This is a genomic window from Thalassospira sp. MCCC 1A01428 (assembly GCF_002115825.1).
Taxonomy (GTDB): Bacteria; Pseudomonadota; Alphaproteobacteria; order Rhodospirillales; family Thalassospiraceae; genus Thalassospira.
The window spans coordinates 45,868-60,468 of sequence record NZ_JFJZ01000018.1 but is presented as its reverse complement, the minus strand read 5'-3'; the positions used below and the strand labels follow the sequence as shown (position 1 = coordinate 60,468).

14 protein-coding genes and 1 tRNA gene are annotated in these 14,601 nt (G+C 52.5%); 1 reads left to right on the top strand and 14 read right to left on the bottom strand.

Annotated elements, in window-relative coordinates; genetic code table 11:
* Nucleotides 1-3: 3 nt before the first annotated feature.
* The 14 genes from THS27_RS14580 to THS27_RS14515 form a co-directional block, all read right to left on the bottom strand.
* Nucleotides 4-1,521, bottom strand: coding sequence for an NADH-quinone oxidoreductase subunit M (locus THS27_RS14580; protein ID WP_085592093.1), 1,518 nt, complete (start codon nt 1,519-1,521; stop codon nt 4-6).
* 6 nt (nt 1,522-1,527) lie between these two features.
* A complete protein-coding gene (gene nuoL / locus THS27_RS14575; protein WP_085592091.1) occupies nt 1,528-3,522 on the bottom strand; it encodes an NADH-quinone oxidoreductase subunit L in 1,995 nt (664 codons plus the stop codon).
* A gap of 9 nt (nt 3,523-3,531) precedes the next feature.
* On the bottom strand, nt 3,532-3,840 hold the full coding sequence (gene nuoK / locus THS27_RS14570) for an NADH-quinone oxidoreductase subunit NuoK (RefSeq protein WP_022732390.1): 309 nt from the start codon (nt 3,838-3,840) through the stop codon (nt 3,532-3,534).
* Nucleotides 3,840-4,448: an NADH-quinone oxidoreductase subunit J gene (locus THS27_RS14565; protein WP_085592089.1), complete on the bottom strand. Its 609-nt coding sequence runs from the start codon at nt 4,446-4,448 to the stop codon at nt 3,840-3,842. The genes nuoK and THS27_RS14565 overlap by 1 nt, the downstream gene beginning before the upstream one ends.
* Before the next feature lie 80 nt (nt 4,449-4,528).
* On the bottom strand, nt 4,529-5,017 hold the full coding sequence (gene nuoI, locus THS27_RS14560; protein ID WP_073954581.1) for an NADH-quinone oxidoreductase subunit NuoI: 489 nt from the start codon (nt 5,015-5,017) through the stop codon (nt 4,529-4,531).
* Between the two features lie 31 nt (nt 5,018-5,048).
* Nucleotides 5,049-6,062, bottom strand: a complete 1,014-nt coding sequence (gene nuoH, locus THS27_RS14555) for an NADH-quinone oxidoreductase subunit NuoH (RefSeq protein WP_085592087.1) — start codon at nt 6,060-6,062, stop codon at nt 5,049-5,051.
* A gap of 90 nt (nt 6,063-6,152) precedes the next feature.
* Nucleotides 6,153-8,213, bottom strand: coding sequence for an NADH-quinone oxidoreductase subunit NuoG (gene nuoG, locus THS27_RS14550; RefSeq protein ID WP_085592085.1), 2,061 nt, complete (start codon nt 8,211-8,213; stop codon nt 6,153-6,155).
* A 27-nt stretch (nt 8,214-8,240) separates the two neighbouring features.
* Nucleotides 8,241-9,521: an NADH-quinone oxidoreductase subunit NuoF gene (gene nuoF, locus THS27_RS14545; RefSeq protein WP_085592083.1), complete on the bottom strand. Its 1,281-nt coding sequence runs from the start codon at nt 9,519-9,521 to the stop codon at nt 8,241-8,243.
* A 1-nt stretch (nt 9,522) separates the two neighbouring features.
* Nucleotides 9,523-10,185, bottom strand: coding sequence for an NADH-quinone oxidoreductase subunit NuoE (nuoE, locus tag THS27_RS14540; protein WP_085592082.1), 663 nt, complete (start codon nt 10,183-10,185; stop codon nt 9,523-9,525).
* Nucleotides 10,182-11,360 (bottom strand): NADH-quinone oxidoreductase subunit D, encoded by a 1,179-nt coding sequence (locus THS27_RS14535; RefSeq protein ID WP_085592080.1) that lies wholly within the window; start codon nt 11,358-11,360, stop codon nt 10,182-10,184. Before THS27_RS14535 ends, nuoE begins: the two co-directional genes overlap by 4 nt.
* Nucleotides 11,360-11,989: an NADH-quinone oxidoreductase subunit C gene (locus tag THS27_RS14530; protein WP_085592078.1), complete on the bottom strand. Its 630-nt coding sequence runs from the start codon at nt 11,987-11,989 to the stop codon at nt 11,360-11,362. Before THS27_RS14530 ends, THS27_RS14535 begins: the two co-directional genes overlap by 1 nt.
* Before the next feature lie 20 nt (nt 11,990-12,009).
* Nucleotides 12,010-12,552: an NADH-quinone oxidoreductase subunit B family protein gene (locus THS27_RS14525; protein WP_085592076.1), complete on the bottom strand. Its 543-nt coding sequence runs from the start codon at nt 12,550-12,552 to the stop codon at nt 12,010-12,012.
* Nucleotides 12,543-12,908 carry an NADH-quinone oxidoreductase subunit A gene (locus THS27_RS14520; protein ID WP_085592074.1) on the bottom strand — a complete coding sequence of 122 codons (366 nt, stop codon included), beginning with the start codon at nt 12,906-12,908 and terminating at the stop codon, nt 12,543-12,545. Before THS27_RS14520 ends, THS27_RS14525 begins: the two co-directional genes overlap by 10 nt.
* Nucleotides 12,909-13,184: 276 nt before the next feature.
* A tRNA-Asp gene (locus THS27_RS14515) sits at nt 13,185-13,261 on the bottom strand.
* A 299-nt stretch (nt 13,262-13,560) separates the two neighbouring features.
* Here THS27_RS14515 and fliG point away from each other — a divergent pair.
* Nucleotides 13,561-14,580 carry a flagellar motor switch protein FliG gene (fliG, locus tag THS27_RS14510; protein WP_085583347.1) on the top strand — a complete coding sequence of 340 codons (1,020 nt, stop codon included), beginning with the start codon at nt 13,561-13,563 and terminating at the stop codon, nt 14,578-14,580.
* Nucleotides 14,581-14,601: the final 21 nt, after the last annotated feature.

The following is a 14,601-nucleotide window of genomic DNA, read 5'->3' as shown; positions in this document are numbered from 1 at the left end:
CCCTTAATTCGCCGCAAGCTGCGCGGCACTTGCCGCAGCGGCCTGCGCCGTTTCAACTTGGTTGACCAAATGCAGAACCGATGCATGCATGATATCGAGGAACGAGCTGGGGTAAATCCCCATCCAGAAAACAACAATAATCAGCGGTGCAAACAGCAGCCATTCACGCGGGCTCATATCGAGGATGTTTTTCAGGTTTTCCTTGGTCAGGGCCCCAAAAACGATCCGGCGATAAAGATACAGCGCATAAGCAGCCCCGAGGATCAGACCGGTAGAGGCAAAAAATGCAACCCAGGTATTGGCTTCAAATGCCCCCAGAAGGGTCATGATTTCGCCAACGAAACCACCCGTCCCCGGCAAACCAACCGACGCCATGGTAAAGAACATGAACGTGACGGCATATCCCGGCATCCGGTGTACCAGCCCGCCATAGGCATCAATTTCACGGGTATGAATGCGGTCATAAACCACACCGACACACAGGAACAAGGCCCCCGAAACCACACCGTGGCTGAGCATCTGAAAGATCGAACCCTCAAGACCGTGCTGATTAAAGGTAAAGGCACCCACGGTGACAATACCCATATGCGCGACAGAGGAATAAGCGATCAGCTTTTTCATGTCTTCCTGTGCCAGTGCGACAAGGGATGTATAGATAATGGCAACAATCGACAGGGTAAAAATCAGCGGCGCAAAGGTTTCCGATGCCAACGGCAACATCGGCAGCGAGAACCGCAAGAAACCATAACCGCCCATTTTCAGCAACACGCCAGCCAGAATAACTGAACCTGCTGTCGGTGCTTCCACGTGGGCATCTGGCAACCAGGTGTGGACCGGCCACATTGGCACCTTGACCGCAAAGGAAGCAAAGAACGCAAGCCACATCCAAAGCTGGGCCTGATAGCTGAAGGTATGTGTCATCAGGGTTGGAATGTCGCTGGTACCAGCGTCGAAATACATTGCCATCAACGCGACCAGCATCAAAACCGAACCCAGCAACGTATAAAGGAACAGCTTGAAAGCTGCATATACACGGCGCGGCCCACCCCAGACACCAATGATGATAAACATCGGAATCAGCACACCTTCAAAGAAGATGTAGAACAGCATGGCATCAAGCGAGCTGAACATACCGACCATCATGGTTTCAAGAACCAGAAACGCGATCATGTATTCCTTGACCCGTTTCTGAACAGCTTCCCATGCGGAAAGAATGCAGATCGGGGTCAGGAACGTTGCGAGGATAACAAACAGAACCGAAATACCATCGACGCCCATGTGATAGGACACATTAAGGCCCGGCATCCATTCCGCCTTTTCGACGAACTGGAAATTTGCGGTTGTTGTATCAAAGTTGATCCAAAGCATCAGCGATGCCAGGAAAGTAAATCCAGACGTCCACAGCGCGACCCAGCGCGAGTTGCGGGCGACATTCGCTTCTTCACCGCGGATCAGGAGGATAAAAAATGCCCCCAATAGCGGCAAAAAAGTGATGATCGAAAGAATTGGCCATTCACTCATCGCCCGTTAACCCATCTTCCAGATTGTGTAAGACACCAAGGCCGCGATGCCGATCAGCATGGCAAACGCATAGTGGTAGACGAAGCCGCTTTGCAAGGCGCTGACACGCCGCGCAATATTACGACACGCTGCAGCAACACCGTCCGGACCAACACCGTCGATCAGGGCGCCATCGCCTGCCTTCCAGAAGCCACGACCCAAAGCAAAGGCCGGCTTGACGAAGATCGCGTTATACAGCTCGTCGAAATACCATTTGTTCAGCAAGAAGCGGTAGATACCGTTAAAGGTATTCGCCAAAGTCCGCGGCAGTGACGGCACCAGACGATACATCAGCACAGCCAAAGCAAGGCCAAGCATCATGGCAACAAACGGTGCCATTTTGACCCACTCGGGAACATGATGAGAATGTTCAAGCGCCTGATGGTTTTCAGAAACAAAGATCGCACCGTTCCAGAAGGACAGCATTTCTTCGTAATTGCCACCAAACCAGTTTACGGCAAACCAGCCTGCGAACACTGCACCAACCGCCAGGATCAGCAACGGAACCGTCATGACAGCCGGGCTTTCATGAACATGGGCCATGGTGCGTTCATCCGCACGCGGGGCGCCAAAGAAGGTCATGAAAATCAGACGCCAGCTATAGAATGATGTCATGAAGGCAGCAATGATACCCATCCAGAAAGCATAAGTACCAACACCGGTATGAGCGGCAAACGCGCTTTCAATGATCATGTCCTTGGAATAGTAACCAGCCAGCCCCGGAACACCGGTAATGGCCAGGGTCCCAATCACCATGACACCAAAGGTCAGCGGTACCATCTTTGCAATGCCGCCCATCTTGCGCATGTCCTGTTCGTCAGACATCGCATGGATGACCGAACCGGCACTGAGGAACAGCAAAGCCTTGAAGAAGCCATGTGTCATCAGGTGAAATACGCCGGCACTATAGGCAGAAACGCCGCAAGCAAAGAACATATAGCCAAGCTGAGAACAGGTAGAATAGGCAATCACGCGTTTGATGTCATTCTGAACGCAACCGATGGTCGCCGCAAAGAATGCCGTCGTTGCACCAACAACCGTCACGATCGCGAGTGTGGTTTCGGCATATTCAAAGATCGGCGACAAACGCGCGACCATGAACACACCCGCTGTCACCATCGTTGCTGCGTGAATAAGCGCAGAAACCGGCGTCGGACCTTCCATCGCATCTGGCAACCAGGTATGCAGGCCCAACTGGGCCGATTTACCCATCGCGCCAATGAACAGCAGAAAGGTGGCAATGTTCAGCGCGGAAAAGTCATGTCCCAGAAATACCAGCGTGGCACCGGAAACTTCTTCAGCATTGGCAAAAATGGTATCGAACTGAACCGTGCCAAACAGCACATAAACAGCAAAGATACCCAGTGCGAAACCAAAGTCGCCAACACGGTTAACCAGGAACGCCTTGATCGCAGCAGCCGAGGCTGACGGCTTGGAATACCAGAAACCAATCAGCAAATAAGATGCAAGACCAACGCCTTCCCAACCGAAAAACAGCTGGATCAGGTTGTCTGCCGTTACCAGCATCAGCATGGCAAAGGTAAACAGGCTGAGATAAGCCATAAAACGGGGTTTGTCGGGGTCGTGCGACATATAGCCGATGGAATAGATATGAACCATCGACGACACACCGGTTACCACAATCAGCATAACGCAGGTCAGCGTATCAAAACGAAGCGACCAGTTTGCCGTGAAGTCACCCGAACTGATCCAGGTAAACAGATCAAGCGTTACCGGATTGCCGTTAAGGGCAACGTCGATAAAGGCAGCAACGGACAAGGCCGCCGCCGTTACCACACCAGCCACAGTTACAAGCTGCGACAAACGGTCGGAAGTTGAAACACCGTGATGATGATCATCATGGGCAGCAGGTGCATTGGCCGTTTTCATCGCCCCGGAAAGGGTGATCAAACCGGCAATGATGGCCGCGATAAGGGGCAGGAAAACGATCAGAGCGTACATATCTGTGCCTTACCCCTTCATCATGTTGATATCTTCAACCGCGATCGTGCCGCGATTACGGAAATAAACCACCAGGATCGCAAGGCCGATGGCAGCTTCCGCCGCCGCAACCGTCAAAACGAAGATGGTGAAAACCTGGCCGACCAGATCGCCCAGAAAGGACGAAAACGCGACAAAATTGATATTGACTGCCAGCAGCATCAGTTCGATCGACATCATGATGATGATGACGTTCTTCCGGTTCATGAAGATACCGAAAATCCCGAGGGTGAACAGGATGGCAGCGACAGTCAGGTAATGAGCAAGTCCGATTTCCATCAGATCCCCCTACCGACCGGTACTTTTTTGATTTCAAGGGTCTCGGCGCGCTGGCGCTGGACCTGCTGGGAAATATTCTGGCGACGGACACCTTCACGATGACGCAGGGTCAGAACGATTGCGCCGATCATTGCTGTTAACAACACCAGACCGGCAGCCTGGAAGATATAAGCATAGTCGGTGTAAAGCAGCATGCCCAACGCATTGACATTACCAACCCCGGCGGGAACCGGTTGGGCAATGGCAGCCATTTTGGCATCGGTCATAACCCAACCGCCACCAACAAAGGCCAACTCAACAAATAATACGGCGGCAACCAGCACACCAATCGGCAGATAGTTCAAAAAGCCTTCACGCATTTCGACAAAGTTAATGTCGAGCATCATGACGACGAACATGAACAAAACTGCGATGGCGCCGACATACACAACAACCAGAAGCATGGCGAGAAATTCAGCGCCCAACAGGACAAACAGCCCGGCAGCGTTGAAAAACGTCAGAATAAGAAACAACACCGAATGAACCGGGTTGCGAACAGTTACCACCATGGCGGCAGAGATAACTGCAATAATGGCGAACAAATAGAAAGCCAAAGCCTGTACGACCATAAGGTACCCCCTTGGCGAAACGCCCCCGCAAGCGGCGGAAGGCGCTCCATGAACTTTTTCCAAACGATCAGACGCGACACTTACCGATAAGGTGCGTCTGCCTCCAATCGTGCAGCAAGCTCGGCTTCCCAACGCTCGCCATTTTCAAGAAGCTTGTCTTTATCGTAAAGAAGCTCCTCGCGGTTTTCGGTTGCGAACTCAAAGTTCGGACCTTCAACGATTGCATCCACCGGGCAGGCTTCTTCGCAGAAACCGCAGTAAATGCACTTCGTCATATCAATGTCGTAACGCGTTGTCCGACGGGATCCGTCAAGACGCGGTTCGACCTCGATGGTGATCGCCTGTGCCGGACAAATAGCTTCGCACAACTTGCATGCGATGCAGCGCTCTTCCCCGTTCGGGTATCGGCGCAGCGCATGTTCGCCACGGAAACGCGGGCTCAGCGGACCTTTTTCATACGGATAATTCAGCGTCACCTTCGGCTTGAACATATATTTGAAGGTGAGCGCCATACCGGAAAGTAGTTCCACCAGCAGGAAACTCCGGGCCGTCCGATCTATAAATGACATCGTTTACCTCTCTCTTCCCGATGCGCGGCGATCAGGCCGGGACTTTGTCGAAAACTACCAGGAACGTAGCAACCAGCATGACCCAGGCAAATGACAGCGGCAGGAAAATCTTCCAGCCCAGGCGCATCAGCTGGTCATAGCGGTAACGCGGGAAAGTCGCACGCACCCAGAGGAAAATAAATAGAACCATGCAGATCTTGATGATGAGCCATAACGGACCGGGAATGAAATCCAGGAACGGCAACGGCGCTTGCCAGCCCCCCAGAAACAGGGTCGCGCAAAGAGCGCTCATCAAAATCATGTTGGCGTATTCGCCAAGGAAAAACAGCGCAAAGGTCATTGCTGAATAATCAACGTTATAACCCGACACCAGTTCGGCTTCCGCTTCGGGAAGGTCAAACGGGGCGCGGTTTGTTTCCGCAAGGATCGAAACAATGAAAATCACAAACATCGGCAGATGATAGATGAAGTTCCAGTTCCAGATCCCGCCCGACTGCGCAAGAACAATGTCACTAAGGTTCAACGACCCGGTGGTCAGCAGAACCGAAATAATGATCAGACCGATCGAGATTTCATAGGACACCATCTGCGCCGCCGAGCGCAATGCACCCAGAAAAGCGTATTTGGAGTTCGACGCCCAGCCTGCCATCACGATGCCGTAAACACCAAGTGACGAAATGGCGAACAGGTACAGAATACCAACGTTAAGGTTGGAAACCACCAACCCTTCGCCAAACGGGATCACGGCCCAGGCGACAAGTGCGAGAATGAAGGTCAACATCGGTGCAATCAGAAACACCGCCTTGTTGGCACTGGTCGGAATGACCGTTTCCTTCAAAAACAGCTTCAAGCCGTCGGCCAGTGGCTGCAACAGGCCAAAAGGCCCAACAACGTTCGGGCCTTTGCGCATTTGCATCGCGCCAATCACCTTGCGTTCCGCATAGGTGAGATAGGCAACAGCAATCAGCAAGGGAAGCACGATCACCAAGATTTTAGCGACGATCCAAATTCCTGGCTGAATATATCCGTCCCAAAGAAGTTCCATCGGTCAAACCGTATCTTTTGCGTTTGGTCCCGTCATCGGGACACCCCCTAGCGAGAGAAGGCGACGGTTCCCCGCCGCCCGTTCCCGAACTCAGGCAACCTTTCCGGCAGCCGCATCCTTGACGAAGGCTTCAGTACATTTTGCCATCGTCACCGATGCCCGGCTGATCGGGTCGGTCATGTAAAAATTGCGAACCGGTGAAGCAAAGCCTTCCGACTTCATCACACCAGCCTTACCGAAATCGCCCCATGCCGCTTTACGCGGAACATTAACCGAGCCGAATACATCGTTGATTTCAACCATGCGGGTCCGTACTGCATCAATGTTGTCATAGGGCAAAGTCAGGCCAAGGCTGGCTGACAGCGCACGAATGATCTTCCAGTCTTCACGGGCATCCCCGACCGGGAATACGGCACGCCAGCCATACTGAACACGACCTTCGGTATTAACGTAGGTCCCGTTCTTTTCCGTGTAGGCCGCACCTGGCAGAATAACATCTGCAACCTGCGCACCGGCATCACCAAGGCAGCCCTGATAAACCACGAAAGCCTTGGAAAGTTTGGACATGTCAAGTTCGTCGGCACCAAGCAGATAGACAACTTCAACATCGCCCTTGGCCGCACCATCGAGGATCTCGCCAGTCGACAGCCCGCCCTCGCCCGGCACAAAGCCAAGATCAAGGCCACCAACACGCGCAGCTGCGGTGTGAAGAACGTTAAAGCCGTTCCATTCACCGGTAACCAGACCAAATTTATCTGCAATCGCGCGCGCCGTTGCCAACACGGCATCACCATCTTCGCGATTCAACGCACCCATGCCCAAAATAATCATGGGTTTAGACGCGCTTTCAAGAACCTTGGCAAAGTCGTTTTTGCCGTCAAGAATTTCGCTCAGCGTTTCCGGGCCTGCGCCAAGATAGTCATGCTTGAAGGTCGGATCCCAGTTTTCGCCAACAATGGCAAGACGGAAATCACCAGCGGTCATACGCCAGCGCTTGCGAAGACGTGAATTGATAATCGGCGCTTCAGCACGAACATTTGCCCCAACGATCAGGCACGCATCGGCCTCTTCGATACCAGCAATCGTTGAATTGAAGATATAGGAAGAACGCGTTCCACCAATCTTTGCACCATCCTGACGGCAATCGAGATTTGCCGAGCCAAGTTTGCCCATCAGATCCTTAAGTGCCGTCATGGATTCACAATCGATGGTGTCACCGGCAAGGGCTGCAATCTTTTTACCGTCAAGACCGGAAACGCGGGCTTTAATCGCAGCAAAAGCTTCGTCCCAGCTGGCAGGTGCCAGTTTGCCGTTAACCCGTACATAAGGACGGTCAAGACGCTGACGTTTCAAACCGTCAATAGCATAACGAGTTTTGTCCGAAATCCATTCTTCGTTCACGTCTTCGTTCAGACGCGGCAAAACACGCAAAACTTCAGACCCGCGTGCATCAATACGAATGTTCGAACCAACCGCGTCCATCACGTCGACGCTATCGGTTTTTTTCAGTTCCCACGGACGCGCGGTAAACGCATAGGGCTTCGAGGTCAAGGCACCAACCGGGCACAAATCAATCAGGTTGCCCGAAAGCTCTGAATTGATTGACGCTTCGATATAAGGTCCAACTTCGGTGTCTTCACCGCGGTAAACCGCACCCATGGTGCCAACACCGGCAACTTCTTCCGAGAAACGGACGCAACGGGTGCAATGGATACAACGGGTCATGATCGTTTTAACGATCGGCCCCAGTTCCTTGTCCTTTACCGCACGTTTCTTTTCAGCGTAGCGCGACGCATCAAAACCATAGGCCATTGCCTGATCCTGAAGGTCACATTCACCACCCTGGTCACAAATCGGGCAATCCAGCGGATGGTTGATCAGCAGGAATTCCATCACGCCATTGCGCGCCTTTTTTACAAGGTCGGAATCCGTTTTAATCACCATTCCATCAGCCGCTGGCATGGCACAGGACGCAACCGGCTTTGGCGCACGCTCCATTTCCACCAGGCACATGCGGCAGTTACCGGCAATCGACAAGCGCTCGTGATAACAGAAACGGGGAATTTCCTTTCCCGCTTCTTCACAAGCCTGAAGAACTGTCGCTCCGGCTTCTACTTCGACTTCGATACCGTCAACTGTCAGTTTCGGCATGTCTCAATCCCTCTCAACAGGCCTCTCTCAGGCCGCAATCCGTGCGCGATATTCCTTGATCCGGCGTTCCATTTCAGGACGGAAATTACGGATCAAGCCCTGGATCGGCCATGCGGCGGCATCTCCAAGCGCACAAATGGTGTGGCCTTCGACCTGTTTGGTCACGTCCCACAAAAGGTCGATTTCGTCGAGTGTGGCCTCGCCGCGAACCATGCGCTGCATCATGCGCATCATCCAGCCTGTACCTTCACGGCACGGCGTGCACTGGCCACAACTTTCATGTTTGTAAAACTCGGAAAGGCGTGCGATCGCGTAAACAATATCGGTCGACTTGTCCATCACGATAACGGCCGCCGTACCAAGACCTGATCCAACTTCACGCAAGGCATCGAAATCCATCAGGACATCATCGCACACATCCTTGGTCAGGACCGGAACCGATGACCCGCCCGGGATAACGGCCAGCAAATTGTCCCAGCCGCCGCGAACACCACCACAATGGCGTTCAATCAGCTCACGCAGCGGGATGCTCATGGCTTCTTCAACGGTGCAGGGCTTTTCAACATGGCCGGAAATGGCAAACAGCTTGGTCCCATGGTTTTTCTCGCGCCCAAAGCTTGAGAACCAGGCACCACCACGACGCAGAATTTCGGGAACAGCGGCAATAGACTCGACGTTGTTCACCGTGGTCGGGCAACCATACAAACCTGCATTGGCCGGAAATGGCGGTTTCAAACGCGGTTGACCTTTTTTGCCTTCAAGGCTTTCGATCAGGGCTGTTTCTTCACCGCAAATATACGCACCGGCACCAAGATGCAGGTAAATGTCGAAATCCCAGCCGGAACCGCAGGCATTTTTACCAACCAGGCCAGCATCATAGGCTTCGTCAATGGCACGCTGCAAGTTGGATGCCTCGTGGTAAAATTCACCACGAATATAAATATAGGCGGCATGCGCACGCATGGCAAAACTGGCCAGCAGGCACCCTTCAATCAGGGTATGCGGATCATTTCGCATAATCTCGCGGTCTTTGCATGTGCCCGGTTCGCCTTCATCGGCGTTCACAACCAGATAATGCGGGCGACCATCGGATTCCTTGGGCATAAACGACCATTTCAGGCCAGTCGGAAAACCTGCGCCGCCACGGCCGCGCATTCCCGATGCCTTCATTTCATCGATAATCCAGTCCTGACCTTTTTCGATCAGTCCCTTTGTACCATCCCAGTTACCACGCCCCTGTGCCGCTTTCAGGCCAAAATCCTGAAAACCATACAGATTGGTAAAAATCCGGTCTTTATCCTGCAACATATCAGGCCTCCCCGTCTTTAGGTTCAGCAGCCTGATCTGCAGCACCACAGCCACAAAATGCTTTCAGAACCTTGGGACCATCAATCGGTTCACACCCGCGACGACCGCTTTGCGGGCCCGCCTTGGGTTTATCGCCGCGTTTAAGCGTGTCAAGAATGCTCTTGGTGCTTTCACCGGTCAGGTCTTCATAATAATCGTCGTTAATCTGCATCATCGGTGCATTAACACACGCACCAAGGCATTCAACTTCGATCAGGGTGAATTTACCGTCTTCGGTGGTTTCACCAATGCCAATGCCAAGTTCATCCTTGCACATTTTGACAATTTCAGACGACCCGCGCAGCCAGCATGGCGTCGTGGTGCAAACCTGAATAAAGTTCTGCCCCACCGGTGCCAGATTATACATGGTGTAGAAGGTTGCCACTTCATAGACCCGGATTGCCGGCATATCGAGCATGTCAGCAATATAGTCCATGGCGACAGTCGGCACCCAGTTGCCTTCGGTCTGACGCTGGGCCAGATCGAGAAGCGGCATGGTTGCACTTTGCTGGCGACCTTCGGGGTATTTGGCGATGATCTTTTTCGCCTTTTCCATATTTTCGGGCGTAAACGCGAAACTGGTAGGCTGAAGCTCGCGCGGAGCTGGTCTTCTTAAATGGCTCATCGGTCAATCTCACCGAAAACAATGTCAAGCGAACCGATATTGGCAACAACGTCAGCCAACATATGACCCTTCGACATGAAATCCATGCCTTGCAGGTGGGCAAATCCCGGTGCGCGAATTTTGCAGCGATACGGACGGTTCGATCCGTCCGACACCAGGAAAACGCCAAACTCACCTTTGGGGGCTTCAACTGCGGCATAACATTCGCCGGCCGGCACGTGGAAACCTTCGGTAAACAACTTGAAGTGATGGATAAGGGCTTCCATCGACCGCTTCATATCGGCACGGGCCGGCGGAGCAACCTTGTTGTTTTGCACAATCACCGGACCATCCGGCATCTTGTCGATAGCCTGGCGCATGATCCGCAAAGACTGATTCATTTCTTCAAAACGAACCAGATAGCGATCATATACGTCGCCGTATTTACCAACCGGAATGTCAAAATCAAAATCTTCGTACGAATCGTAAGGCTGGGATTTACGCAAATCCCAGGCAATACCCGATGCACGAATATTTGGCCCGGTAAAGCCCCAGTCAAAGGCTTCTTCAGCCGAAACGGTACCAATTCCCACAGCACGCTGCTTGAAAATACGGTTCCCCGTCAACACCCGATCAAAGTCTTTGACAAATTTCGGGAACTGATCAATCCAGGCCGAAATATCTTCGAGAAGGCCGGCAGGCAAATCAGCCGCAACGCCGCCAGGGCGAAAATAGTTGGCGTGAAGACGGGCGCCACAGGCGCGCTCATAAAATTCCATGAGCTTTTCACGTTCTTCAAAACCCCAAAGAAGCGGGGTCATCGCACCAACGTCCAGCGCGAAGGTCGTCAGGTTAAGGATGTGGTTGAGAATACGGCCGATTTCCGCATAAAGCACACGAATATACTGGGCACGTTTGGGAACCTCGATTCCCATCAGCTTCTCGATCGCCAGACAGAAGGCATGCTCCTGATTCATCGGCGCAACATAGTCAAGGCGGTCGAAATACGGGGTCGCCTGAACGTATGTCTTATATTCGATCAGCTTTTCAGTGCCACGATGCAGCAAACCGATATGCGGATCGGCACGTTCCACAACTTCGCCGTCCATTTCGAGAACAAGCCGCAAAACCCCGTGCGCCGCGGGGTGCTGCGGGCCGAAGTTAAGGGTCATGTTTTTAATTTTTTGCTCGGACATCAGGCGTTGCCCTCCGCCTTTTCGTCGCCCGGAAGAATGCTTTGCATTCCTTCCCACGGGCTTTCGAAATCAAAGTTACGGAAATCCTGCACCAGTTTCACCGGCTCATAGACAACACGTTTCTGTTCGTCGTCATAACGAACTTCGACATAGCCTGTCAGCGGGAAATCCTTGCGCAGCGGGTGCCCCTCGAAACCATAATCCGTCAGAATACGACGCGGATCTGGATGTCCGGCGAAAAACACGCCATACATGTCCCAGGTTTCACGCTCGAACCAGTCTGCGGCGCTAAACACACCAACAGCGGTCGGAACCGGCGTTTCTTCGTCGGTGGTAACCTTAACGCGGATGCGCAGGTTATGCTTGAGCGACAGCAAGTGATAGACGACCTCGAAACGTTCGGCACGTTCCGGGTAATCAACCCCGCAAATATCGATAAGCTGCTTGAACAGACAACCCGCATCATCGCGCAGGAATGTCAAAACATTCGTAATTGATTCGCGTTTAACAACGACGGTTAATTCGCCATAGCGGTACGCAGTATCAATAACATCGGCGCCAAAATGCGACGTTAAAAGATCTTTGAGATCTTTCAGCGCGGCGCTGTTATCGCTGAGCAATTCGCTCATGCTAGCCCCCTACTCTCGGATCAGCGTGACAGGACACCGGTACGGCGGATTTTCTTTTGCAATTGCAAAATACCGTAAATCAGCGCCTCGGCTGTCGGCGGGCAACCGGGGACATAAATGTCAACCGGAACAACACGGTCACAACCGCGCACCACCGAATAGGAATAGTGATAATACCCGCCGCCATTGGCGCACGAGCCCATCGAAATAACCCAGCGCGGTTCGGCCATCTGGTCGTAAACCTTGCGGAGCGCCGGTGCCATTTTGTTTGTCAGCGTACCGGCAACAATCATGACGTCAGACTGACGCGGACTTGGGCGAAACACGACACCATATCGGTCCATGTCATAACGCGCCGCAGCAGCATGCATCATTTCAACAGCACAGCAGGCCAGACCAAAGGTCATCGGCCACATCGACCCGGTGCTGGCCCAGGTTGCCAGTTTGTCGAGGCTGGCAAGGACAAAGCCCTTGTCATTCATCTCGTCAAACACACCCTTAAGCAGCACGTCCTGATCGTGACCAGGGGCCAAAGGGGCGCCTGTATTGGTGCTCACTCCCATTCCAGAGCTCCCTTCTTCCATTCGTAGACAAAGCCGATTGTCAGCACTGTCAGGAAAACAACCATCGAGAGGAAGCCAAATGTTCCGATTTTACCGAGCGTAACCGCCCACGGAAACAGAAAGGCAACTTCCAGATCGAAAATGATGAACAAGATTGCGACCAGGTAGAAGCGAACATCGAATTTGATGCGTGCATCTTCGAATGGCGAAAAGCCGCATTCATATGCAGACAGCTTTTCAGCATCCGGGGCCTGCTTGGCCAGAACCAGCGAAGCGATGATGATAACCGCCGATAGACCGACGGCAATCCCGATGAAAATCAGGATCGGAAGATATTCCGAAAGAAGCTCTTGCATCTCTCTGACCTCTCAAGAACAGGTCTAACCAGAACCCGACCAGGTCCCCACCTAGCCCGTAAGGGCGCACCATAACGTATGCACCACACAAGCACCAGCCCCGGAGATGTGTTTCCACCTCGCCAAGCCCGGAACTTTTCTAAATTTCGTGCCATCTGCCTTCAATTTCAGGTCAGCTGAACGTCACGAACGCATTTCAGATTGATGCATAGCAGCAAATGAAATACGGGCGGGAAAGACGCAGCGCCCAAGAAAGAAAACAATCGATGACCGGATTGGCGGGAGCGACGGGACTTGAACCCGCGACCTCCGGCGTGACAGGCCGGCGCTCTAACCAACTGAGCTACGCCCCCAAAACGGCCATCCATTGGCGTGCTCTTGTTAGACCAGCCCCCAGGGTAAGTCAAGCTGATAGCAACGCTTTCAACTGCGTCGTCATTTCAGCATGAAATGATCACCTTAAAAGAAAAACTTCCGCGGTTTTTTGCACCGTACGCCACATTATGGCAATTTGTCTGGCAGTGCGGCATGCTAGAGGTCTTTTCATACACGCACTTAGGCCTTATAGATTTATTGACTGGTCGTAACGTATCCTTCACGAGGATACGTTATTTTGAAGCGGATCTGGAATTGCTGACGGAGTGGGCTTTACGTGGGGCGCGTTAAAGAAGAATACCGGTCGCTTTCTGGACAGGAAAAAGCGGCCATCCTGATGCTGGCACTGGGGGAAGAACATGCCTCCAAGATGTTTGCATTAATGGATGACGAGGAAATTAAGGAAATCTCGCAAACGATGTCCAGTCTTGGAACCATCAGTTCCAACATCGTCGAGCGCCTTTTTGTCGAATTTGCGGATCAGTTGTCATCGACCGGTTCTCTTGTCGGTTCGTTTGATACAACCGAACGCCTGCTGACCAAGGTTTTGCCGGAAGACCGCGTTAACAATATCATGGAAGAAATCCGTGGTCCGGCCGGTCGCACGATGTGGGACAAGCTGAACAATGTTAACGAGGCTGTTTTAGCAAACTATCTAAAAAACGAATATCCCCAAACAGTTGGCGTGGTTCTTTCAAAGCTGAAATCAACACACTCCGCCGCTGTTCTGTCGCTTCTGCCGGAAAACTTCTCGATGGAAGTCATCATGCGTATGTTGCGCATGGAAGCCGTTCAGAAAGAGGTTCTTGATAATATTGAGAAAACGCTGCGCACCGAGTTCATGTCAAACCTTGCGCGCGGGTCACGGGGTGATAACCACGAACTGATGGCCGATATTTTCAACAGCCTTGACCGCCAAAGCCAGGATCGCTTCCTGACAGCCCTTGAAGAACGTAACCGCGACTCTGCCGAAAAGATCAAGGCGCTTATGTTCACCTTCGAAGATCTGGCCCGTCTGGATAATAACGGCGTTCAATCCCTGTTGCGTCAGGTCGAAAAAGACAAGCTGGCACTGGCTCTTAAAGGCTCGACCGACGCAATGCGCGAATTGTTCTTCAAAAACATGTCCGAACGCGCCGGCAAGATGATGCGCGAAGATATGGATGCCCTGGGTCCGGTGCGACTGGCCGATGTCGAGGAATGTCAGATGATGATTGTACAGTTGGCCAAGGAACTTGCATCACAAGGTCAAATTGTTATTTCCGAAGGCGGCGGCGAAGACGAAATGGTCTATTAACAACAATTTATATCCGCTTCA